General features: G+C 52.1%; 14 protein-coding genes. All 14 read right to left on the minus strand.

Annotated features, from left to right (window positions below):
• Positions 1–6: 6 nt before the first annotated feature.
• The 14 genes from B5M06_RS15295 to dnaE all read right to left on the minus strand — a co-directional run bounded on the left by B5M06_RS15295 (position 7) and on the right by dnaE (position 25,102).
• The gene (locus tag B5M06_RS15295; RefSeq protein WP_240183951.1) at positions 7–1,356 is read right to left on the minus strand and encodes a capsule biosynthesis protein; all 1,350 of its coding nucleotides are present in this window, start codon (positions 1,354–1,356) and stop codon (positions 7–9) included.
• 232 nt (positions 1,357–1,588) lie between these two features.
• Complete coding sequence (locus tag B5M06_RS15300) at positions 1,589–3,673, minus strand: capsular polysaccharide biosynthesis protein (RefSeq protein WP_080025302.1); 2,085 nt, start codon at positions 3,671–3,673, stop codon at positions 1,589–1,591.
• A gap of 9 nt (positions 3,674–3,682) precedes the next feature.
• A complete protein-coding gene (locus B5M06_RS17180) occupies positions 3,683–4,927 on the minus strand; it encodes a hypothetical protein (protein WP_162777423.1) in 1,245 nt (414 codons plus the stop codon).
• Position 4,928: 1 nt separating this feature from the next.
• Positions 4,929–6,302, minus strand: a complete 1,374-nt coding sequence (locus B5M06_RS15305; RefSeq protein WP_080025303.1) for a bifunctional cytidylyltransferase/SDR family oxidoreductase — start codon at positions 6,300–6,302, stop codon at positions 4,929–4,931.
• 7 nt (positions 6,303–6,309) lie between these two features.
• The gene (locus B5M06_RS15310) at positions 6,310–7,431 is read right to left on the minus strand and encodes a capsular polysaccharide synthesis protein (RefSeq protein WP_080025304.1); all 1,122 of its coding nucleotides are present in this window, start codon (positions 7,429–7,431) and stop codon (positions 6,310–6,312) included.
• 47 nt (positions 7,432–7,478) lie between these two features.
• On the minus strand, positions 7,479–9,779 hold the full coding sequence (locus B5M06_RS15315) for a bifunctional glycosyltransferase/CDP-glycerol:glycerophosphate glycerophosphotransferase (RefSeq protein ID WP_080025305.1): 2,301 nt from the start codon (positions 9,777–9,779) through the stop codon (positions 7,479–7,481).
• A gap of 212 nt (positions 9,780–9,991) precedes the next feature.
• Positions 9,992–11,779: a polysaccharide biosynthesis/export family protein gene (locus B5M06_RS15320; RefSeq protein WP_054065219.1), complete on the minus strand. Its 1,788-nt coding sequence runs from the start codon at positions 11,777–11,779 to the stop codon at positions 9,992–9,994.
• Positions 11,780–11,921: 142 nt separating this feature from the next.
• Positions 11,922–13,046, minus strand: a complete 1,125-nt coding sequence (locus B5M06_RS15325) for a KpsE/RkpR family capsule polysaccharide export protein (RefSeq protein WP_205245334.1) — start codon at positions 13,044–13,046, stop codon at positions 11,922–11,924.
• Positions 13,043–13,717 (minus strand): ABC transporter ATP-binding protein, encoded by a 675-nt coding sequence (locus tag B5M06_RS15330; protein ID WP_054065217.1) that lies wholly within the window; start codon positions 13,715–13,717, stop codon positions 13,043–13,045. Before B5M06_RS15330 ends, B5M06_RS15325 begins: the two co-directional genes overlap by 4 nt.
• Positions 13,714–14,625: an ABC transporter permease gene (locus tag B5M06_RS15335; protein ID WP_240183952.1), complete on the minus strand. Its 912-nt coding sequence runs from the start codon at positions 14,623–14,625 to the stop codon at positions 13,714–13,716. The genes B5M06_RS15330 and B5M06_RS15335 overlap by 4 nt, the downstream gene beginning before the upstream one ends.
• Positions 14,626–17,113: 2,488 nt before the next feature.
• The gene (cls, locus tag B5M06_RS15340) at positions 17,114–18,568 is read right to left on the minus strand and encodes a cardiolipin synthase (RefSeq protein ID WP_054066224.1); all 1,455 of its coding nucleotides are present in this window, start codon (positions 18,566–18,568) and stop codon (positions 17,114–17,116) included.
• Positions 18,569–18,687: 119 nt separating this feature from the next.
• Entirely contained in the window at positions 18,688–21,012 is a 2,325-nt protein-coding gene (gene clpA, locus B5M06_RS15345) for an ATP-dependent Clp protease ATP-binding subunit ClpA (protein ID WP_054066223.1), read from the minus strand.
• 62 nt (positions 21,013–21,074) lie between these two features.
• Complete coding sequence (gene clpS / locus B5M06_RS15350; protein WP_054066228.1) at positions 21,075–21,434, minus strand: ATP-dependent Clp protease adapter ClpS; 360 nt, start codon at positions 21,432–21,434, stop codon at positions 21,075–21,077.
• A gap of 122 nt (positions 21,435–21,556) precedes the next feature.
• Positions 21,557–25,102: a DNA polymerase III subunit alpha gene (gene dnaE, locus B5M06_RS15355; RefSeq protein WP_054066222.1), complete on the minus strand. Its 3,546-nt coding sequence runs from the start codon at positions 25,100–25,102 to the stop codon at positions 21,557–21,559.
• Positions 25,103–25,270 lie beyond the last annotated feature (168 nt).

Here is a 25,270-nt window from a genome sequence, read left to right on the forward strand (position 1 = left end):
AAGTGCTCATGAATTGCTGCGGCGTGAAGCAGTGCGCGACTGCTTCTTACGCGCACGTGAATGTGCTTTGACTGTACTTTTTGTGGCGGCGACTCCCTGCGTTGTGTTCACCGTTTCAGGCCACAGGCGCTGCGCCATCTGCCCATTCAAAAACACACCGCACTTCCAAGGAGCCTGCGCAATTTTTCGGTAAAAACTGCCGTTAAGCTGCGTGCGGCTCACCAGTGCCTGCTTAAAGCGCAGCACCAAATCAGGCTCAGGCGCTGCTGTATGTGCCAGGTGCCAGAAGCTGCGCAGCTTGCCCTGGTACGTCAGCCCCGGCATGTCATACAACGCCGCGCCACACACTTTGACTGGTGCACCATGCCCCAGCGCAGACAGGCCCACCGTGCTGTTCACCACTACCACCCCACGCGCAGCTTTGAGCAGTGAGGGCAAATGCTGGTCATGGATGTAGAGCACCTGCTCCTGCAGCCCATAGCGCTGGGCCAGCAGCTTCAGCACCTTGCCATAGTGGCGGTGCCCGCGGTCCATGGGGTGGTGCTTGAACACCAGGCGCGTATGCTCCAGAGACTGCCCACCTTCAGGCATCTGGCCGTCTCGCTCTGCTTGCAATGCCCGGGCGTAGGTGCGCATTACCAGATTCATAAACTCACAGACGGAGGCAAAGTCTGAATGCACGCTGATCTGGGCATCGTTGTACACCTGCAGCGGCACCAGGAAAAAATTCTTGTGCCAGGTGTTGCAAAGCTGTGCCTCAATACCGCTTTCCTTGATCTTGTACCAGGCCTTGCGCCCAAAAGACAGCCACCAGTACGGTGCATCAGCCACCGTCATGGGGCGGTGGTGCAGGCCATTGTTCCAGCACTTTTGCCCCAGCCAAGCCGCAAAAAAATAGGCCATACCCCACATGGCTGCATGCCAGTAGCTATTGCCTACTTTCACCGTGTGCAATGCCTCAGGCTTTGCAGCCTTTGTTTTTCGAGCAGGGGCGGCATCCAGCAACGTCCGTGCAAACAGCCATTCCTGCAGGCCTTGCCCAAACACAGAATGCCCATTCACGCCAAACGGCTCAAAGGTCACATAGTCCGGGCGCAGATAGCCTTCTTCAAAGACCCCCAATGCACAGCCCAGCTGGGTACACAAATCCCGTACACAGGCGTGCACAGGACGGCAATCCCCAAACACCAGCACCACATCAATGGCCTGTGCCTGCATAAAGGCCCGCAAGGTGGCAGGCCAGCCCTGCAGGCTGCCACGGTAGCTTTGTGCGCCTTTGGGGTAGAACAGCCAGTCGCCAGCGTTGAAGTTGAACTTGAAAACCTGCGCACCTCTGCCGCGCAAATCCTTAGCCAAGTTCCAGAAAAAGGGGCCTACTGGCCCCTGCAACAACAACACTCTTTTGCCAGCAAAGCTCGGCTTACCCATTGATTGCACTCATGTCCTTAACCAAGAAAAGCGCTGCTTGCCTAGCTGGCAAAATCAGAGCATTTCGCACATTCTCTACCAAATAAAAAGCAGGGCTCTAGTACCGTAGCAGCTATGCCCCATATTCCAGCACCTGCCTCTGCACCTTATTTAACTTATGTTAATAAAGTGCTTGGCATAGCACCTTCAACTTGCGCCACTGCCGCGCCACATAGCCCACGCGCAGCTGCTGCAGCTTGCCACTGCTAGCCAAGGCATCGCGCCGCTGGCGCAATTGCTCCAGCACGGCCTCGCAGCTGGTATAGCCTTTGAGTACCGGGTCCCAATACAGCGGGTAGGCAATCAGGGCGCAATACACCAGCTCATCCAGGCTGCGCGTGCGCAAGCGCCGGGGCACAGGCAGCACATCTTCCGTCAGCCCCCAGCCCGCATAAAACGGCCTGCCATGCACTATCACACGCTTGCCGCGCAGCAGGGCGTCAAACCCGGTCAGCGACGTCATGGTGACCACCACATCACAGGCCTCTACACAGCTCACCACGGATGCCTGTGTTTCCACCGCATCCGCATAGTGCATGGCCTGCTGCAAAGCCAGCCGCCCCTTGCGGTTGCCGCTGGCTACATCCGGGTGCGGCTTGTAGACGATAAAGGCATCAGGAAACTGCGCCCGTGCAGCCTGCAGCAAGCCCATATTGGTATGCACGCCCCGTTCCACATCACAACCAAAGCGAATGGATGCATCATCTTCCACCTGGCCCGGCACCAGCACCACCTGCCGCCCGGCACTGCCCCACTGCACAGGGGCGTTTGGCTCCAGGTTGTACTTGGTCAGCCGGTGCTGCACGATGTATTCACGCACCTTGCGTGCACGCTCTACATCGTTCGCCGTGCATTCACGGTGGTTGAGCAAATCTTCCAGCTCAGAGGGCTGGCCGGGGTCAAAGTAAATGCCCTTGGCATCCAGCACAAAAGACTGGGGCGGTATCAGGTCAGAGCCCAGGCCCACAGAGCGCACAAAGCCATCTTCCATGCGCAGCAGGCGCACGCCCGTCTGCTCGGCCAGTTCCTGCACACCAGCAGGCGGCACTCGCCCCCAGCACACCAGGCAGTCGTCTTTCACAGGCTGCAGCGCAGCTGCCTGTGCCGCGTTTTTGACAAATAGCACCTTCTCTGGGTACAGCGACAGCATGGCCCGCAAGTTCGCCGCCTTCCAGCGCCGAAAGCCCACGCAAATCATGCGCCCTGCATAACGCTGTGCCACCTGTTTTTGCTGCACCAGCCAACGCATCACATCCGTAATCTCGCCACGCTGGTGGGTATAGGGGTTTAAGTAACGTGTGTAGTGCAGATAGGCTGCCGCAAACAGCTCATCCTCGCTGCGCCTGCGGCCTGTGCCAGCAGCGCGCCGCTGCATGGCTGGGTGATGGGGCTGGCGGTCATCCGTCACACCCCAGCCTGCATACCAGGGCACACCAAAGCAAGTCACAGGCTTGCCTGCCAACAGCGCTTCAAAACCCATGGTGGAGCTGACCACATACACCTTGCTCATCTGCTGGATGAGGGAGAGTGGATTCACCGCCTCGCGCAACACCACCACCCGCTCACTGTTCTGCACAGCAGTCAGGTAGCCGCCCTTGCGGCCACTGCTTACTTCCGGGTGGGTTTTCACATAAATGGTGGCCTGCGGGTTTTCATCCAGCGCGGCCTGCAGCATGTCTGCAAAGCTTTGCGCACTGGCGCCGCCCAGAGCCACACTCATATCCCCAGCGGTCTGGTCAACCACCAGCACGCGCTGCGCATCACCCGCACGCAAGGCATCTGGCGGCAGGTCTGGCGCATGGTTGTATTTGCTCAGTCCAGCCTGCAGCAAAGCCGCACGCGCCTGCACCGCGCGGCTGCCGGGGCCAGCCAGTACATCCACAGGGCTTGCCAGCAATTGCTCCAATGCACTGGGCTGGGTGCAGTCGTAGTAAATACCAGCTTCATCTACCACCAGCGATAAAGGTGGCTGATGCTGCCCTGTGTGAAAGGATCGCAAAAAGCCATCTTCCAATGCCACATAAGGTAAGCCATGGCTCTGCGCATATTTTTTTGCGTAATGCGCAGAAGGGCGTAATCCCCAGCCAATTACAGCACTGACTTTTTGCCTGCCGTTGAACCGTGAAAGCTTTCGTACTTTTTCACTAAGTAAAATAGGCAAAAAAGGTATTTTTACTATACCAGAAGAAAAAATTCCAAAAACCATTATTTTTATTTAAAATTCATCTCTACCTGAATTAGAATTGCATTTAAAATATTCAAGCAATATATTATTAATTTCTTTTGGTTTTTTATCCTTTAAAAAAAGTTCTCTGTTAAATGCCTTTTCAAAAAAAACCTCATTTGCCTTAATATCTTTAACTAAAGAAAATAATTCACCCAAATCATCATTACTATTTATAACGTCAATGTCAACAAAAGAGCCGCCACGTGCTTCAAAATAACTCTTTGATGCATAACATTTATTTACATTTTTAGCCAAGACAATACTTGGAATCCTTTGCGCAGCAAGCATAAACTCAGATGCAGAGATGTCAACAACACCAAAAACCATACATAAATCATATGTATTTGTCCGAACGGATTTTAATAATCTATTATTAGGGAATATTTTTCTTTGAGAATCTTCACTCATATACACAAAAATCCCTCTCGACAAAAGAAATTCACATAGATTCTTTATCATATTCTTGTACTTTGTATTTCTAGAGCCTGTATTTGGATGAGGCCGAATAACAATGCTATTAATATTCAATGACTGAACAATATTAATTAAAATTTTTGCAACTAGCGGGCTAGATAGCGATGAAAAATTTTCTTCTTCAAGCCCACCCTCCCACGTTGGCATATAAATTAATGCTGGTTCACCATTATATATGGAATAATCTCCAAACTTTGCAATAAGTGCATCACCAATGCGAATTACTCTACCCTGTTCAATATCATATGGTGTAAAAACACCACTTTCAAGGTAGCGATCTACTGAAAAATCTCCCGCAGCTAAAACATAATCATATAATCTAATCATTCTATTTACAGAAGCCTTTTTATTGCTTTCACCATGCGTCAGAAAAACATGTGTAGCACTTCTATTAAGAATCAACCTAGCATTAGATTGCGAGTTATACGGATAAAAAATTACCCTTCCATTAAAATCAGGCAGCTGCCTATAAAAAAGGTAAGGACAAATTTTAATTTTGTACTTTTTTGATTCAGCAAGAATATTAAAGTAATTATTAGAATAGAATTTAAAGACCAATACCGTTTTTAATGGATTAAAAAATCCAGATTCAAAAAATATACTTATTTGATCAAAAAAATTCTCAAATTTATTATCAATATATATATAATCACAGTCGTGGTATCGCTCAGGCTTTCTCCTACCCCCCCCCCATTTGAGATCAAAAAATTTTAAAAATACCTTGATTTTTTTAACACAAAAATGAAGGAGGGAAAGCATTTTAACGCCCATCCTTTCGGACATCAACGATAATACCCGTAAGCGCTGAAAGCAGTACATTCAAACTTACAATAGCAACTTCATGTGCACTAAGAAGCAGTTCTTCGGGCTCTACTCCGAAATTCTTCAACCTCATTGGTGTAGCTGTTCTTTCAGGATTAATGCAATTCACCTTGATCAACTCATTATCCCACTCTTCAGCTAAAGCTTGAGTTAAATTCACTATAGCCGCATTAGCAGATGAATATATTGCGTAATAAGCACGACCACGAGTGTAAGAGCTTGAAGTAAAATTTAGCAGCATACCGTGACTCTCAGCAAGATATTTTTTCGAAGAAATAGCGACATTAACCGCCCCTGAATAATTTACAGAAATCAAATCAGAAACTTCTTTTAGAGAAAGGCTGTCAATTGGTTTCTTTATTAAAAGCCCTGCTGTATTCACAATATAATTTATTTCACCACACTTCTTTCGAATTGTTTCCAGATATTTATTTAGCGCGCCTATATCACAAATATCAACACCATTATAACTTCTACTAGCAATTTCAACATGAGCACCGTTTAAAATGGCCAATTTTTTTATCTCTGCACCAACACCACTACTCCCACCAAATATCACAATATTTTTATTTTTTAATAAATTCAGTGTATCGGCTGACCTATAATCCGTCTTATCGCCAGCTTGCAATAGCTTCTCAGCAATAAAAAGGTCAATCGGCTGTGTTATTTTCAAATTACGTTCACTGCCCGCCACTGTCGCAACTTTTGTTTGAGGCAGCATTGCCCGTACAACGCCACAGTCACAAGTAAAAATATAACGATTTGCATCGATAGCTTTTTCATATGCTCTTCTAATCGTACCCAGCAAAAAACCTTGAGGAGTCTGGCCACGTCGCATAATGGAACGATTTGGAATGTTTGCGATACATCCGTCATCATAAACTTCAACTAAAGTATCAACAGAATTAATTACAACATCTACTGCTTCAAAGTCATTTAACAGACTCAGACACTCATTGATAATACCTTTTGTTACTAGAGGTCTCACCGCATCGTGAAATAAAATTTTCGTTTCTTTTTTATAATCTTGCAACGCTTGCAAAGCTGAATACGTTGAATCAAATCTTTCCTTACCGCCTGCAATTACTTTAGAAATTTTCTTCCATTTGTTTTTTTTAATAATCTCCCATGTTTGCTCTATATGATTAAGCTCTGAAACTATTAATATTTCGTCAATATTTTCATTTTTCTCAAATACATCGATTGTATACTCAATAACGGCTTTTCCTGCTAATTTTGTAAACTGTTTAGGTAGAGCCCCACCAAAACGACTACCAACACCACCAGAAAGTATTACTGCAACATTACTCATAATATTATTAAATTCTTGAAATATCGTTAATAATTTTTTCAATTACTGAAAAACATAAGCTTTCATCACATTTCTCAACCATCCATTTATTTACAGATTTGTTAAAATTAAATAAATCAGTCAATTTATTTTTTGCACCTTCATTTCTAGCAACTATTTCAATAGAAATTTGATCTTCATCTTTTTCAAAAACTTTTTTCAAATCAAAACCAAACAAACATCCATTGACATTAAAGTCAATTACTGCGAGCGCTTTATTTTTTATAGTTCTATTTTTCAAGAAAAATTTATTTTTTGAGAATTTCCAGTATAAAGCACCCGACAGTGCATCAATGTATTCATAATCTTCTTTTTTTAGGATCGAATTAATAATTTCAGCCAATGGACATTGATTAATTAAAAAAATCTTTTTTTCCATGCTTTTATATTCTACCGGCGTCCAAGAGTTATGAAGAGATATAATCCCATCTCTTGCTCCCTCTATATACTGCCTTACATCAATTTTAAGCTTTGGAGAAAAATAAAATGCTTCATACTGTTTTCGAGCATCAAGCATATTTAAACATCGCTCCAATATATTTCCAGAAGCGACACAGTCTATTATATGATAAAAATTTTTATAATTTTCATTTTTTAACATTGGATCGATAATAGAGTTACCAAATGAGCTCCAAGAAACATCCTCGTTTAGATTTTCAAGTTTATACTGACATTGCTTTCGCCACTCTATAAGAATAGGATTTAAAGACGTTCCAGCATACATAACAGCAACATGAACCCCTCTATCAGGAGGATAACCAAAAAATATCAATTTATCAGGATCGAATTTATTAAAAAAATTAAATATATCTTTAGTTATCAATGTATCCATATCGATAAAAAGCCCTCCAAACTTTTCCAAAACAGCCACAGAAATTGCATCCGATTGTTTTGGCAAACTTATCTTTTTTAAAAGTTCGACGTCATAAACATCACCAATGTAATCTTTGATATTGCCATGGTTAATAATGTGTATTTCTAAATTTTTTATATTTTTACGCCATGTGTCTTGGCATGCATCAAGATATCCAGGCATTTTTCCCTGAGACTCCCAAAACACAAACAAATTATTTTTCAAAATATTTACCATATATAAAATTACCTCCTATCAAAATATATTATTGCTAAATCTGTTATTCAGAATAAGTCTTCAACAATTCTCTTGGTTGCCTTACCGTCACATGACTTCATAAATTTATCTTTAAATTTATTTCTCTCAACTTTAAAAAAATCAACATCGTAACTAACATCTTTAATAGATTTAATTAAATCACCCTCATTTTTAACAATTTCCCCATAAACATAAGAACTCCAATCAAAGAAAAAACCGCGCTCATCATAATAATCATCGAGATCATATACGTAATGAATGATTGGCTTATCAAGCAGTGCATACTCAAAAATTAGTGACGAATAGTCTGTAATCAACAAATCGCAATGAAGCATTAATTCATTAGCTGTTAATTCATCATAAATAAAAATCACATGATCTTTTATTGATTCAGGTGGTCTATTAAAAACATGCTTTACAACTGGGTGCAACTTAATAACAAATCTATTTCCCCTAAAAAACTCATCATCAAACATTTTCCAATCAATCTTTAGATGAAAATTTATTCTTTCAGCAGGACTTCCTCTAAAAGTAGGGGCATACAAAATATTTTTTTTATCCTTTGGTAAAATTAAATTAACTTTTTCTAGAATTTTATTTTTTTTCTTTTCATTAAAAAATAAATCTGTTCTTGGGACACCCAAAGCTTTAACTTTTGACAGATCCACACCAAAAGCTTCGGCATAAATACCACGCAAAGCCGGAGAACTTACATATACATTCGTATATGCTGAGTGAGCACGTTTTTCAAACTCCACCGCATTAGAATCTTTCAATCCAATTGCTGAGTATCCAAACCGCTTAAAGGCCCCAGCAGCATGCCAGAGCTGTACTACTTTTGTTTCTTTTTTAAAATTGTAACCATATATTGGATTATGATAATCTTCTAAAAAAATATACTTTGCAGTAGCATAATGATATGCTCTCAGCATGTTTACAGCAAAAGATTTATGTTTTCCTAAAAATTTTAATACCTCACCTTTGCTTTTAACAGCATCCAAAATTAAAGCCATATTTTCACTTAATGGCGAGTTTTTGCTTTTAGCAAAAACCATTTTTTTCTCGTTTAGCGGAAGTAAAATTTTAGATACTTCAAATACCAATTTATTTATTTTGTATTGTTTTTTATTTAGAAAAACATTGATATTTTTCTTTGCATATGATTTATAAAAACTAAAAAATCCCAAAAAAAAGTTATTACCCGCTATATTTTTTGCCTGCATCCACCTGCCATCATAAAAATCGGGATTGTCGTATTTCTTATAAAACATCTCATCCAGACTGTTTAAAATTAAAATCAAAATCTTTCTATATTTTTTGAAATCAATTAATCTTATTTTATTAACATGATCTATTATTACTCTTATAAAGAAATATCTGATTGCTGGAATTTCATTAATCTCTTTTTTTGAGTGAGAATAAAGGAAAACATACGCAGCCCGCCAAGCCATTCCAGAATCACTATTTTTAGCATTAATTGCCTTCAAGAATAAGCTCTTAAACTCATATGTAAACATCCGATCATAGTAGCTTTTTATTATTATTCTCTTATCCGAATCAGAAACGCTTTGCAACAAGATAGCTTCTTTACATATTTTCATTGTATGAATTAAATTTTGCAAGTAAAAATATGCTTCACTAACTTGTTTTTGAGTTGCTGAGGCTTCATGCATCCTTAAATCCCTGACTCTATAATAATAAGTACACTGATTGGTAGTAAAAATATTTTTTGCCCGAATTAAAGCTTGCACCATAAATGCTGAGTCCTCGGAAAATTTAATCCCAAGAGGAAACCGCAACCCATTTATCAAACTTCTACTTATAATTTTCCCACTAACACCTAGTGCTAAAAAAAGCTCTTTATTTCTAACTATATCTTTATACCCTTCTAAAAAAACATTATTTTTCACATATGACTCATTTGTCCATACCTTTTCCCCATCAAATCTCTTTATCTGGAAATTTAAAAAGTCAGCTTTTTTATCAACGGCTATTTGATGCAACTTATCTAAAGCAGCAGTTGATAACAAATCATCTGCATCTAAAAAACAAATATATTCACCTCTAGAAACCTCAATCCCGAGATTTCTTGCAGAAGAGACACCTCCATTGGGTTTATTTACAATAACAAATCTTTTATCATTTTTTATACAAGCAGACACAACATTATATGTTTCATCAGTCGATCCATCATTAACCAAAATAAATTCACAATCCACTTTATTTGTTTTTAAATTTTCAATTGTCTCCTCAATCAAACCAACTACGTTATACATTGGCACAATAACACTGATACCAACTTTTTCATTATCGCTATTAACGTTCATAATTTAATTAAAAATGATTGAATTTCAATGCTTACACAAGCTAAATCTTGATGAAATTTATATGGCTTTATGGATAACAGAATCCACAGTCAAAATGCTTAATTAAATATTATTAACGAGTCTTCAACTAATATCCGTTAGAAATATTTAGTAAGCCTTGCAATCACCACATACATAAGTTCATTATGTTTATTAGCTTCTAAATTAAAGATTTACCAACTGCCAAACACCACCTTGGCGCTGACGGCGATCTGGTAGAGGATTTGCGTCATGTCTTTCCAGAACTGGCGTTTTTTCTCATCCACTTTAGGCAGCACCAGAATCTGGTCACCCGGCTGAATATTGGTATTGGCAAACAGGCGCTTGGGGTTGACCTGTTCAAAAGAGCCATCACGGCGGGCGACCACCACACGGGCGTTATCGGCCATCTGGGTAAAGCCACCTGCGCGGTCGATATAGCCTTCCAGGCTCAAATTGTTTTCATAGGCCACGGCATTGGGGAACAGCACTTCACCGCTGACCAGCACAATGTCGTCCTTACGGGGAATGCGAATCACATCTCCGTTTTCCAGCAAGATGCTGTCCAGCTGGCTGGCCTTGGCAATTTGCACCTGCCCAATGGGCTCAATCTTTTTGGCGCGCTCTACCCATTGCAGGGCCAGGTCGGCTTCTTCCGTGCGCAGGCGTGCTTCTTCGCTGCTGCCGCTGCGGGCGGTGAGCAGGCTCATTTCCAGGTTATGCAGGCTGGTTTGCAGCATTTCGCGCTGGCGCTGCTTCACGCTTTCGCGGAAGAGCTGCACGCTTTGCATGTCAGAGTGCTGGCGCGGCTGTATGCGCTGCAGCAGTTCACCCATGGGGGTGCCGTAGGGCAGCACGTATTCCTGCGCGCTGTCGTGCTCCCCTTCTACACGCACGGTGATGGTGCCGGGCTTTTTGTCGGCGGTAAATTCCAGCTCGTCACCATCGCTCAAGGCAATGGCCTCAGCATCTGTCAGCGGGTAGTACTCCACATTGCGCAGGCTGCCGGTGTTGCGTACCACGCGCACGTGCGTTGCCAGGGGCAAGGGTTTGGCCAGCTTCATGAGCTGCGCCACGGTTTGCTGCTCGCCCTTGAATTCAAAGCGCTTGGCGTTGACCACCAGGCCTTTCACGCTGATGCGCTTGCCATTGGCGGGTACAAAAATCACATCACCATCTGCCAGCTGCACCATGGGAATGGTGCCTTGCAGCAAAAAGTCATACAGGTTGAGTGTGGCCTTGACATGCTCCCCACGCTTGACCTGCACCTGCAGGTAGCTACCGCGCTCAGGGTCTACGCCACCGGCAATGTCCAGGTAGTGCAGCACGCTGTCCATACTGGTGCCGTTGTACAGGCCAGGGCGGTTCACATTGCCGCCCACAAACACACGCACGGGCTGGGCGGCAGCCAGCGTGGCGTAGCTGCTCACGTTATTGCGGAATGCCTTGCGCACGGCGGTCTGCACCACGGTTTGCAGCTCGTTGTTGCGCACACTCAGCACAGGCACGGGGCCTACGTGGGGCAAAAAGATGTTGCCGCGCGGGTCTACGGTGAGTGTTTGCTCAAAATTGAACGCCCCCCACAGGCGGACCTGAATCTGGTCCCCAATGGCGATGGCGTAGTCTGGGTTGAACTGCATGGCCCCGGGCGCGCTGAAGGCGCCGGTAAACAGCTGGGCACCAAATACATCACTGGCCTGGTTGCGCAGGTGGTCTTCCGTCAGCAAGGCGCTGGGGGGCGTGGGTTTGCTGGCAGGAGTGGTGTTAGCCATTGCTGGGTAGCCCAACATGGCTGCAGCCTGGGGGTCTGCAGGGGTGCTTGGCTGCTGCCTGCTGGCAGAGGCTGAAGCAGAGTGGGCCGTATTGCTGCCGCCCATCAGCGCCTCATAAGCCAATTGCGCATGGGCGGTTTGCAAACCAAGGGCAAGACCAGCAGCGGCCAGCCAGTGCCAACGCTGTGTGCAGCGCTTGACTGCTTGCATAAAAGGAGTGCTTTGCACTGGTGCAATGCCGCTTTGCGGATGAAATGTATGTGAATGCAAGATTTTATCAGCGCTAGCAGCTACAAAAAAAGTAATTTTATTGGTCAGCTTGTTCATGGTGCGAGTGGTCATACGCTGCGCCTCAGTCCTTGTGGTCACGAACAATGGCCAGCAGCAAGCTGATCACGCCCGCAACCAGCAAGATCACTACCACCCAGACGGTGGTGGTGTAAAGGCGGCGAGGCTCTGTGGCCTCCTGAGGCAGATTGGGCTGCTGCAGTACCGAGACTTTTTTCAGGGTGCGGGTGGCTTCCAGCCTGCCCTGCTCCAGCGCGGTGATGGCGGTTTTGTACATATCCAGCGCAAACTGGGCCTGCAGTTCCAGCTGGGCGTAGGCTTCTGCCGTGCGGTTCAGGGTTTTGCCGCCGGGGGCGGCCAGCTTGGTCTGTTCTTGCTCAATCTGTTTTTCCAGTGCTTTGATGCGCTGGTTCAGCAAGACGATGTTGGGGTGGTCTTCCACCAGATAAGCCTGCAGGGCACTGCGCTGGGCTTGCAGGTCTGCCAGCTGGCCTTGCAGGTTGCCGATGATGGAGGCCACCACCTGGGCGGCAGCTTCAGGCGATATCAGGCGCTTGCTTTCCTGAAAGCGCAGCAGCTCCTGCCGGGTGCTTTGCACTTTGTCATGCAGCAGCTGCACTTGCTGCGAGAGAAAGTCCACCTGGTCCTGCGCAATGGCATGGGCCAGCTGGTTCATAAAGCGCTCCCCCTCTTTGAGCAGGGCCTGGTTAATGCGCTGGGCAATTTCAGGTTCATAGGCCTGTGCCTTGAGCACAAGCACGCCCGCAAATTCATCAAACTCCACGGCTACGCGGCGCAGGTAGTAGTCGTAAAAGCTTTCCGCACTTGCTTCTGCACTCCACAGGCGAGAGAACCAGTCGCCCTGCCCGGCAAAGTGCTGGCGTAGGTGCAGTTGCTCGTCCAGCTTTTCGGCCATGTCGGGTGAGCGCAGGTGCTCACGCAGCAGCAGCTGGTCGGTACGGTTGCCGCCAGAGGCGCCAGAGATCAGGCTGCCCAGGTCGATCTGGCTGCCGCTGTGCAAATTGGTGCTTTGAATGATGAGGCGCGATTCAGACACATAGCGGTCTGAGGCAATGCCTAGCCAGTAAATGGCACTGCATGCGCAGGCAATGGCCGTGACCGCGCGCAGCGGTTTTTTGCGCAGCCACTGCAGGCTGCGCGTGGTGAGGGAGGCAATGGCAATGGTCATGATCGGGAAAGAGAGATGCTGTCGTGGTAGGCGCGGATGGCGTCGTCAACCTGGTCAAACCAGTGCGCTGTGCCGTTATGCAGCCAGATGCCTGCCTGGCAAAAGTCTTTGAGCGTTTTTTCGCTGTGCGAGACCATGATCAGGCTGGCTTTGCCCACTTTGTCTTTAAATGCCTTGGCGGCTTTTTGCTGAAATTGCTTATCACCCGTGGCTGTCACTTCGTCTGAGATATACACATCAAAATCAAAAGCCAGTGACAGGCCAAACTGCAGGCGTGACTTCATGCCTGAGGAGTAAGTGCGCACGGGGCGGTCAAAGGCTTCACCAATTTCGGCAAAGGCCTGTACCTGCTCCACAATGCGAGGAATCTCATCTTCCAGCCCATGAATGCGCGCCACAAACTTGGCGTTCTGGCGGCCGGTGAGGCTGTGCTGAATACCGCCACCAAAACCCATGGGCCAGGAGACATTGCAGTGGCGAATGACTTCACCTTTGGTGGGGTAGTCCACGCCACCAATAATGCGCAGCAAGGTGGATTTACCCGCCCCGTTACCACCTACCAGGCCCACGCTACAGCCGGTGGGAATATTCAGGTTCACGCCGGTGAGCACCCAGGGGCCCATGCCATGCTCGGTGAAATAGCGCTTATGTACGTCAATCACTTCAATCATTGCATCACCAAGCGCTGGGTATAGCGGCGAAACAGGGCCAAGCCCATGAAGTTCAACACCAGTGCACAGCCATAGGCATAGCCCACGTCCAGCCCGGTAACAGCATGGTAGTAAGGTGCAAAGCCAAGGCGCGCAGCCTCAATGGCGTGGGCGAGGGGGTTGTAAAGCAGCCAGTCCAGATAAGGCTGCCGCACCATAGACAGAGGGAAGAGGACGCCAGAGATCATCATCAGCGGCATCATGATGAAGCCAATGATGCGCTCCAGCTCTGGCACCAGCTTGATGAGTACGGCAAAGCACATGCCCAGGCCCAGGCCGCACAACCAGGCGAGCAAAAAGGCTTCCAGCACCAGCAGTGGCGCAGCAGGCAAGGCCATCCAGCCAAAAATTCCGCCCACAGCAAAAACCGCTGTACTGATGACGAGCATGGTGACGCCTTCAAGCACGGCGCGGACCAAGGCAACATCAGACGGACGTACTTGGCGATAGGCAAACAATGCAGAGTTGGCGTCTACGGCGTTCTGGACTTGAGACACCGTGCGTTTGAACGTCATGAACACCAGCATGCCGATGGCAATCCACAGCGGCGTTTCTATGCCACCGATATGCCGCACGCGGATGACGGTAAAGATCAAAACCAGCCAGAGGATATTGACCACTGGCTCCAACACGACCCAGCCCCACGCAAACCGGGAGCTGAACATTCTGACCAATGCCTCTCGTAGAAACAGTGCTTTCCAGACAGCGGCTGCTCTTTGAAAGTTATTCATGGAAAACAAAAGTTCAGCCGTTTGGCTGAACTTTTTGAGGTTGTGAAAAAAGCGTTTGCACCATATCACAAAATGTATTGGTAACCTATCACAGACAAGGTTGTTAACAAAGTGTTTGCAAACTTGCATGGAATTCATCAAGTGCGCCTTAAATGGATTGCTCCCCCACTGGATTCCTCTCCTGCTTTGCGCTAACTTTTTCTGCTTCTCCCTCGGGCATTCACCCCTTCCCCCTCTGGGGGAAGGCAGGGATGGGGGCCGGGTATGGCAGGTGGTGTGGGTTACGCCTGGCTGGCCCCCACCCTCACCCTCCCCCAAAGGGGGAGGGAATAGAGGCGGGAGAGGTGAATCCTTTCCCCTCTGGCTTCCTCCCCTTCCCCCTCTGGGGGAAGGCAGGGATGGGGGCCGGGTATGGCAAGTGGTGTGGGCTACGCCTGGCTGCCCCCCTCCCTCACCCTCACCCAGCGGGGGAGGGAATGCTTTTTCCCTCTCCCGTTTACGGGAGAGGGTCAGGGTGAGGGTACTGCTTCCTCTTCTGGTGGCCCCCACCCTCACCCTCCCCCAGCGGGGGAGGGAATAGAGGCGGGAGAGGTGAATCCTTTCCCCTCTGGCTTCCTCTCCTTCCCCCTCTGGGGGAAGGCAGGGATGGGGGCCGGGTATGACCTTAAGCATGGGTGAGTGGTGTGGGCTACGCCTGGCTGGCCCCCACCCTAGCCCTCCCCCAAAGGGGGAGGGAAAGAATCACCCTCACCCCTGCCCTCTCCCACAAGTGGGAGAGGGAGTACACACAGGCGATGGTCAGGCAGGTAGTGGGGATGCATTGGGTTGCCCCACACCCTCACCCAGCGGGGGAGGGAATGCTTTTTCCCTCTCCCGTTTACGGGAGAGGGTCAGGGTGAGGGTGCTCCTTCCTCTTCTGGTGGCCCCCACCCTCACCCTCACCCAGCGGGGGAGGGAATGCTTTTTCCCTCTCCCGTTTACGGGAGAGGGTCAGGGTGAGGGTGCTCCTTCCACCAGCCCACCTTTGTTCCGTCCCCTCTGGCTTCCTCTCCTTCCCCCTCTGGGGGAAGGCAGGGATGGGGGCCGTGCATGGCCCTGAATATGAGCAGGTGAAGCAGCAAATATCAGGCTGGCCCCCACCCTAGCCCTCCCCCAAAGGGGGAGGGAAAGAATCACCCTCACCCCTGCCCTCTCCCACAAGTGGGAGAGGGAGTACGCACAGGCGATGGTCAGGCAGGTAGTCGGGATGCATTGGGTTGCCCCACACCCTCCCCCAGCGGGGGAGGGAATGCTTTTTCCCTCCCCCGTTTACGGGAGAGGGTCAGGGTGAGGGTACTGCTTCCTCCCTCTGGCTTCCTCTCCTTCCCCCTCTGGGGGAAGGCAGGGATGGGGGCCGGGCATGGCCCTGAATATGAGCAGGTGAAGCAGCAAATATCAGGCTGGCCCCCACCCTCACCCTCCCCCAGCGGGGGAGGGAATGCTTTTTCCCTCTCCCGCTTGCGGGAGAGGGTCAGGGTGAGGGTGCTCCTTCCACCAGCCCACCTTTGTTCCGTCCCCTCTGGTCTTCTCTCCTTCCCCCTCTGGGGGAAGGCAGGGATGGGGGCCGGGCATGGCCTTAAGCACGGGCAAGTGGTGTGGGCTACGCCTGGCTGGCCCCCACCCTCCCCAAAAGGGGCAGGGAAAGAATCACCCTCACCCCTGCCCTCTCCCACAAGTGGGAGAGGGAGTACACACAGGCGATGGTCAGGCAGGTAGTGGGGATGCATTGGGTTGCCCCCACCCTCATCCAGCGGGGGAGGGAATGCTTTTTCCCTCTCCCGTTTACGGGAGAGGGTCAGGGTGAGGGGAGCTTCTTCCTCTTCTGGTGGCCCCCACCCTCACCCTCCCCCAAAGGGGGAGGGAATAGAGGCGGGAGAGGTGAATCCTTTCCCCTCTGGCTTCCTCCCCTTCCCCCTCTGGGGGAAGGCAGGGATGGGGGCCGGGCACGGCCCTGAATATGAGCAGGTGAAGTAGCAAATGCCTGGCTGGCCCCCACCCTAGCCCTCCCCCAAAGGGGGAGGGAAAGAATCACCCTCACCCCTGCCCTCTCCCACAAGTGGGAGAGGGAGTACGCACAGGCGATGGTCAGGCAGGTAGTGGGGATGCATTGGGTTGCCCCTCACCCTCCCCCAGCGGGGGAGGGAATGCTTTTTCCCTCTCCCGTTTACGGGAGAGGGTCAGGGTGAGGGTGCTCCTTCCTCTTCTGGTGGCCCCCACCCTCACCCTCCCCCAGCGGGGGAGGGAATAGAGGCGGGAGAGGTGAATCCTTTCCCCTCTGGCTTCCTCTCCTTCCCCCTCTGGGGGAAGGCAGGGATGGGGGCCGTGCATGGCCGTAAGCACGGGCGAGTGGTGTGGGCTACGCCTGGCTGGCCCCCACCCTAGCCCTCCCCCAAAGGGGGAGGGAAAGAATCGCCCTCACCCCTGCCCTCTCCCACAAGTGGGAGAGGGAGTACACACAGGCGATGGTCAGGCAGGTAGTGGGGATGCATTGGGTTGCCCCTCACCCTCCCCCAGCGGGGGAGGGAATGCTTTTTCCCTCTCCCGCTTGCGGGAGAGGGTCAGGGTGAGGGTACAAAGGAAACACCCCTCAAAGCAGCGGCGACATCAGCCGCGCAATGGAGTCTCCTAGGCGTTGCAGGAAAGGCTGTGGACGGGCGTACATGACACGGTGGGCATGCTGCAGGTCTGCCATGAACTGCTGCTCCAGATCTGTGGTAAAGGCACGGCCATAGATGACTGCGCAGACTTCGTAGTTCAGGCGAAAGCTGCGGTTGTCAAAATTGGCGGTGCCGATGATGCCCATCCAGTCATCGACCACCATGGTCTTGGAGTGCAGCATGCTCTTGCGGTATTCGAACACCTTGACGCCACTTTTGATCAGCTCATCAAAGTAGGAGCGCGCCGCTGCGGTGACGATGCGTGAGTCTGATTTTTCCGGCACCAGCAGCCGCACATCCACACCACGCAGAGCGGCATTGGTCAGCGCCAGCATGGCTGCTTCCGTGGGCACGAAATAAGGCGTTGTCAGCCACAGGCGCTCATGCGCGGCATGAATGGCAGCCACGTGCACGCGGTGAATGGCTTCCATACTGCTATCTGGCCCAGATGCCATGATTTGCACGGCCTGATCGCCATCCGGCATATCGGGCAGCAAAACGTCCAGATCGGTAGGTTCCTGGTTGGTGCTGTAGTCCAGCGCATAGGCCCAATCCTCGAGAAACACGGTCTGCAGCCAGTTGACCACCGGGCCATGCAGGCGCACATGCACGTCGTGATAGGCCTCGGGCAAGATGCGCTGGTTTTCTTCGTCAGTGATGTTGACGCCGCCCGTAAAGCCGATGTCACCGTCAACCACCACAATCTTGCGGTGGGTGCGAAAGTTGATGACCGGCCGTGTGCGCCGCCCCAGCCGGGTCGGGTGGAACAGTGCCACTTCTCCACCTGCGGCTTCCAGCTCTCGGTAGTGCCTGCGGCTCAGCCTTTTGGAGCCCAGTGCATCGACCAGCAGACGCACCCTTACCCCTTCGCGCGCCTTGGTGCACAGCAGGGCCAGCAGGGCCTGCCCGGTCTGATCGGGCTCAAAAATGTAGTACTCCAGATGCACATGGTGCTGCGCCTGGCGTACGGCAGCCATGATGCTGTCAAAAGTTGCTGCGCCGCCCACCAGCAGCTGCACCTTGTCGGCTGTACTGAGCGGCAGATTACTGGATGCACTGACCAGCTTGACCAGCTGGTGCAGGTTGGCAGGCGCCGTGGGCACTTTGTCTTTCAGACGCGCAATGCTGGCACGCACGCGGGAGCGGCGGCGGCTGCGCAGGCGCTTGAGGCGCTGGCGTTTCAGACGCTGGGGGCCGAAAAAGTAATACACCCCGACCCCGACCACAGGAATCACGGCCATGGACAGCAGCCAGCTGAGTGTGGCGACCGGCGCGCGGCGCTGGAGCAAGATCCAGACCGCCACAACCACCACGTACAGCGACCACAGCACGGACAGAGCCAGCATCACATGATCACGCGTGAACCACTGTGCAATTGCCTCCACGACCGCTCCTCAACGAAATATCGAATTGCCGCGAATGTATCCCGTACGACATGGCTTGGCGCACATGCCCATAAAAAAACCGACAGCCTGGTGAGCTGTCGGTTGGCGTAGCAAAGCGCTTAGTCTGACGTTGCCGTGTGTTCTGGCTCAGACGCGGCCTCTGGCAGTGCCGTGATGTCCAGCACCACATCGCCTTTGCCTTCGTTGGCATCGGGGTTCCAGTCCACTTCGAGGCGACCGCCATCGACCAGGCGGCCAAACAGCAGTTCGTCGGCCAGTGAGCGACGGATGGTGTCCTGAATCAGGCGCTGCATGGGGCGTGCCCCCATGGCAGGATCAAAGCCCTTGGCCGCCAGGTGCTTGCGCAGCTTGTCGGTAAAGGTGACTTCCACCTTCTTCTCGGCCAGCTGCTGCTCCAGCTGCAGCAGGAACTTGTCCACCACGCGCAGGATGATCTGCTCGTCCAGCGGCTTGAAGCTGACGATGGCATCCAGACGGTTGCGGAACTCGGGCGTGAACAGGCGCTTGATGTCTGCCATTTCGTCGCCCGCCTGCTTCTGGGTGGTAAAGCCCATCACAGACTTTTGCATGGTCTCGGCACCCGCGTTCGTGGTCATGATGATGATCACGTTACGGAAGTCGGCCTTGCGCCCGTTGTTATCCGTCAGCGTGCCGTGGTCCATGACCTGCAGCAGCACGTTGAAGATGTCTGGGTGCGCTTTTTCGATTTCATCGAGCAGCAGCACGGCGTGCGGCTTCTTGGTGACAGCCTCGGTCAGCAGACCGCCCTGGTCGTAGCCCACATAGCCGGGAGGCGCGCCAATCAGGCGGCTGACCGCATGGCGCTCCATGTACTCAGACATGTCAAAGCGGATCAGGTCCACACCCAGAATGTAGGCCAGCTGCTTGGCTGCCTCGGTCTTGCCCACACCTGTGGGGCCGCTGAACAGGAAGGAGCCAATCGGCTTGTCTGGCTTGCCCAGGCCGGAGCGCGCCATCTTGACGGCAGAGGCCAGCACTTCCAGCGCCTTGTCCTGACCGAAGACCACGCTCTTGAGGTCACGCTCCAGGGTTTGCAGCTTGCTGCGGTCGTCATTAGAGACATTCGCAGGGGGAATGCGCGCCATCTTGGCAACGATTTCCTCAATCTCGGTGCGGCCCACCACTGCCTTGCGATCGGCCTCGGACTTGACGCGCTGGGCTGCGCCCGCTTCGTCAATCACGTCAATGGCCTTGTCAGGCAGGTGACGGTCGTTGATGTACTTGGCAGACAGCTGTGCTGCTGCTTCCAGCGCTTCTGTGGAATAGCTGATGCCGTGGTGCTCTTCAAAGCGAGGCTTCAGACCCTTGAGGATTTCAATGGTCTCAGGCACGGTGGGCTCCACCACATCCACTTTCTGGAAACGGCGCGACAGGGCAGCGTCTTTTTCAAAGATGCCACGGTATTCCGTGAATGTGGTCGCCCCGATGCACTTGAGCTGACCGCTGGACAGCGCAGGCTTGATCAGGTTGGAAGCATCGAGCGTGCCGCCAGACGCAGCACCCGCACCGATCAGGGTGTGAATTTCGTCAATGAACAGCACGGCATTGGGCTTGTCCTTGAGCGTCTTGAGCACGCCCTTGAGGCGCTGCTCAAAGTCACCGCGGTACTTGGTGCCTGCCAGCAGTGCACCCATGTCCAGCGAATACACCACGGCGTCCTTGAGCACCTCAGGCACCGTGCCTTCGGTGATGCGCCATGCCAGGCCTTCTGCAATGGCCGTTTTACCAACGCCTGCTTCCCCCACCAGCAGCGGGTTGTTCTTGCGGCGGCGGCACAGGATCTGGATGGTGCGTTCGACTTCGTAGTCGCGACCGATCAGAGGATCGATCTTGCCTTCCTTGGCGGCCTGGTTCAGGTTGAGTGTGTACTGCTCCAGCGGCGAGGCTTTTTCATTGCGCTCACCACCCATGTTCACTTCTTCGCTGTCCATCTGCGCCTCGGCCTTGCCAGCTTCAGGCGGATCGCTCTTGCGAATACCGTGTGCGATGTAGTTGACCACGTCCAGACGTGTGACACCCTGCTGGTGCAGGTAGTACACGGCGTGGGAATCTTTCTCGCCAAAGATAGCGACCAGCACGTTGGCGCCGGTGACTTCCTTCTTGCCATTGCCTGTGGACTGCACATGCATGATGGCGCGCTGAATCACACGCTGAAAGCCCAGCGTGGGTTGCGTGTCCACCTCTTCCGTTCCAGCCACCTGTGGGGTGTTGTCCCGGATGAAGTTGCTCAGCGAGGAACGCAGATCTTCGATGTTGGCGGAGCAGGCACGCAGCACATCAGAAGCGCTGGGGTTGTCCAGCAGGGCGTGCAGCAGGTGCTCCACCGTGATGAACTCGTGGCGCTGCTGTCGCGCCTCGACAAAAGCCATGTGCAAGCTGACTTCCAGTTCTTGGGCAATCATGTACGAACTCCTTTGTGCTTGCGGTTAATAAGACTGATGTGATAGGTCGGGGCGAACACCATTTATTCAATAGGCTCACATACTGCCTGCAGGGGGTGTCCTGCCTGCTGGGCGGCCTGCAAGACCTGCTCTACCTTGGTCGTCGCAATGTCGTGTGAATAGACGCCGCATACGCCGCGCCCGTCCAGATGGATTTTGAGCATGATCTGGGTAGCCTGTTCCCTATCTTTACCGAAATATTCTTGCAGGACCACGATCACAAACTCCATGGGGGTGAAATCGTCATTGAGCATGACCACCTGGTACATCGGCGGCGGAGCCAGCTTGTGAACCTGGCGCTCCAGGACGACCTGGTTGCCATCTTCTTCATGAGGAGCTTGCTCGGGCAATGATGGACGAATAGGTGATTGGGGGGTAGCCATGAATTTCATTTTAGTGATCGTCCCTCTGTCATTTTTCATACTGCGAGGTGGGATCGAAAAGGGCAGTTTCAAGAAACATCATGTAGGACGCCCGGGTGACAGGCATCCAACACTTCGTATTTTCAGCTATTGCGCCAGACCAGCTGACAGGCTGTGCTGCCAGTTTCTGCGCGCCAGGCAGCGAGTGCCGCATCACTGGGGTAGAAGCGGTTGTGCTCGCCCAGGTCCAGCTCAACCAATGCCGCATCTTCGCCGCTTTGGCAGCGAACCTCCATGCGAACGCGCAGGCCGCGCACTACATCGCCTTCGGCATCTGACACCACCTTGGCCGGGAACTCACGCAGAATGCGCTGTACGTGAGGCAACTGCTGCTTGGCGTCAATTTGCAGATAGCGTGCAAACAGGCAGCGTGCATCGGCCAGGCTGAAGACTTTCTGCGCTTTCAGACGCAGGCCGCCGCTGAAGTGGTCGTGCTGCGCTCTGGCGCTGAGCACGACAAATTCGTCATCCTTGAGCAGATCGCTGTTGGCCAGCAAGGTGGCTTCATCAATCGATGCTTCGAGCACGGTGCTCTTGTCATCGAGCTTGAACAGGCACAGCTTGCCGCGCTGACCGTTGATGACGCGCAGGTCGCTCACAATGCCCGCCACCAGCTGTGGCTCACGGCTGTCACCCAGTTCACTCAGCGGCGTGCGGATGAACTGGCGCACTTCGTGCTCCACCTCATCAAACAGGTGGCCCGAGATGTAAAAGCCAATGGCCTGCTTTTCCTGCGTCAGGCGCTCCTTGACGGTCCATGGCAGCACATTGGCCAGCGGTGGCTCCTGGCTGCTGGAGCCTTGAGCATCATCACCCATCATGTCGAACAGGCCGCCCTGATTGGCATTGACGATCTGGGCATTGCCATATTCAAAGGCCGTGTCAATCGACGCGGCCAGCGCAGCACGGTCCAGGTGAATGCTGTCAAAAGCGCCAGCCTTGATCAGCGCTTCCACGGTGCGCTTGTTGATCTTGCTGCGGTCTACGCGCGAGCAGAAGTCAAACAGGCTCTTGAACGGCCCCTTGACATGCCCGTCCGGCCCCACGCCCTGCCCTTCACGGGCAGCGATGATGGCCTCAATCGCCTGCTGACCGGTGCCCTTGACCGCACCCAGCCCGTAGCGGATGACCTTGTCTGTCACCGGCTCAAAGCGGTAGACACCGCGATTGACATCCGGCAGCTCAAAGCTCATGCCCATCTTGATGGCATCTTCAAAGAGCACCTTGAGCTTGTCGGTGTTGTCCATTTCCACGGTCATGTTCCCGCAGTAGAACTCTGCCGTGTAGTGCACCTTCAGCCATGCCGTGTGATAGGCCAGCAGCGAGTAAGCAGCCGCGTGCGACTTGTTAAAGCCGTAGCCCGCGAACTTTTCCATCAGGTCAAAGACCTCATCGGCCTTTTCCTGGCTGATGCCCTGCTTGGCCGCACCCTCACGGAAGATGGCACGGTGCTTGACCATCTCCTCGACCTTTTTCTTGCCCATGGCACGGCGCAGCAAGTCAGCGCCACCGAGCGAGTAGCCACCGAGCACCTGGGCGGTCTGCATCACCTGCTCCTGGTAGACCATGATGCCGTAGGTCTCTGCCAGCACCTTTTCCACCAGAGGGTGTGGATATTCAATCTCTTCGCGCCCGTGCTTACGGGCCACGAAAGAAGGAATCAGGTCCATAGGCCCCGGACGGTACAAGGCGTTCAGGGCAATCAGATCTTCCAGGCGCGAAGGCTTGGCATCACGCAGCATGCCCTGCATGCCGCGCGATTCAAACTGGAACACGGCCTCGGTCTTGCCCTCCTGGAAGAGCTTGTAGGTCGGGTAGTCATCCAGCGGAATTTCTTCAAAGCGGAAGTTCTCCTGGCCCTTGTGGCGCTTCATGATGAATTCGCGCGCAATTTCCAGGATGGTCAGCGTGGCAAGCCCCAAGAAGTCGAACTTCACCAGACCAATCTGCTCCACGTCGTCCTTGTCGAACATGGCCACGGCCGATTCGCTGCCCGGCTGCTGGTACATGGGGCAAAAGTCCGTGATCTTGCCCGGCGCAATCACCACACCACCCGCGTGCATGCCGATGTTGCGCGTGAGGCCCTCGAGCTTTTGCGCCATCTCGATGAGCAGCTTGACGTCTTCTTCCTGCTCAATGCGCTGCGCCAGAATAGGCTCCGCCTCAATCGCGTAGGTGTACTTGTCGCCCTCTTTCTTGGGGTTGGGCGGGTACTTCAGCGTGACGTGCAGGCCCGGCTTGTTGGGAATGAGCTTGGAGATGCCGTCACAGAAGTTGTAGCTCAGGTCCAGCACACGGCCCACGTCACGAATCACCGCCCGTGCCGCCATGGTGCCAAAGGTGGCAATCTGGCTCACGGCATTGCGGCCGTAGCGCTCCTTCACATAGTCAATCACGCGGTCACGGTTGGCCTGACAGAAGTCCACGTCAAAGTCAGGCATGGACACACGCTCTGGGTTCAGAAAGCGTTCGAACAGCAGGTTGTAGTAGAGCGGGTCCAGATCCGTAATCTTGAGCACATAGGCCACCAGCGAACCTGCACCAGAGCCACGGCCTGGCCCCACGGGGCAGCCATTGTTCTTGGCCCAGTTAATAAAGTCCGCCACGATCAGGAAGTAGCCCGGAAAGCCCATCTTCAAGATGATGCCCAGCTCAAACTCCAGTCGCTCCACATACTCCGGCCGCTTGCGGTTGCGCTCTGCCACATCCGGGAACAGCAAGGCCAGACGGTGTTCCAGCCCCTCATACGAGGCATGGCGGAAATACTGCTGCTCTGTCATCCCCTCGGGAATGGGGAATTCAGGCAGGTAGTACGTACCCAGCTTGAGCTGGACGCTGCAGCGACGCGCAATTTCCAGCGTGTTCTCAATGGCAGAAGGAATATCGGCAAACAAGGCCTCCATCTGCGCACTGCTCTTGAAGTACTGCTCCTGCGTGAAGCGGCGCACCCGCTTGGGGTTGGCCAGCACTTCACCTTCGGCAATACACACTCGCGTTTCGTGCGCTTCAAAGTCGCCAGGCTTGACAAACTGGATGGGGTGCGTTGCCACCACAGGCAAGTTCATGCGTGCTGCCAGCTGCACCGTCTGTACCACCAGACGCTCATCATCTGGCCGCCCTGCACGCTGCAGCTCCAGATAAAAGCGGTGGGGGAATGTGCTGGCCAGCTGCAAGGCCGCATCTGCTGCACCCTGGCTATCGCCACGCAGCAGCAACTGCCCTATCGGGCCGGCATTGGCACCAGACAGCAGCAGCAGGCCTTCACCCAGCTCACGCAGCCATTCCCATTTGAACAAGGGCTGTGCCTGCCCCTTGGGCACATTGCTTGTCCACCCACGCGCCAGAATTTCGGACAGATTCAAAAAGCCCTGATGACTTTGCACCAGCAGCAGTACGCGGCCTGCGACGTCTCCGCCCCAGGCTTCCATATTCAGCTCAGCCCCCAGCAAGGGCTTCACGCCCTTGCCCCGCCCTGCTTTGTAGAACTTCAGGGCCCCGAACATATTGTTCAGGTCGGTGAGCGCCAGTGCTGGCTGGCCATCAGCGGCAGCCGCGTTGATGACATCATTGATACGACACGTTCCATCAATGACGGAAAACTCGGTGTGCAAGCGCAAGTGAACAAACATCCAAGCATTGTAGAAACACCGCGCACACCGCACGCCCAATTCATTGCATGTCCTCACCAGACTGAGGCTGGCGCTGCGTGCGTACAGTCACCAGAGGTACTTACGGGAACGCGCCACGGACCTATACAATGCAAGACCACTGCAGAGTGCTCTTGGCTTTGAGAGCGC

Origin of the sequence: Comamonas kerstersii, from assembly GCF_002056725.1 — a bacterium.
Taxonomy (GTDB): domain Bacteria; phylum Pseudomonadota; class Gammaproteobacteria; order Burkholderiales; family Burkholderiaceae_C; genus Comamonas; species Comamonas kerstersii.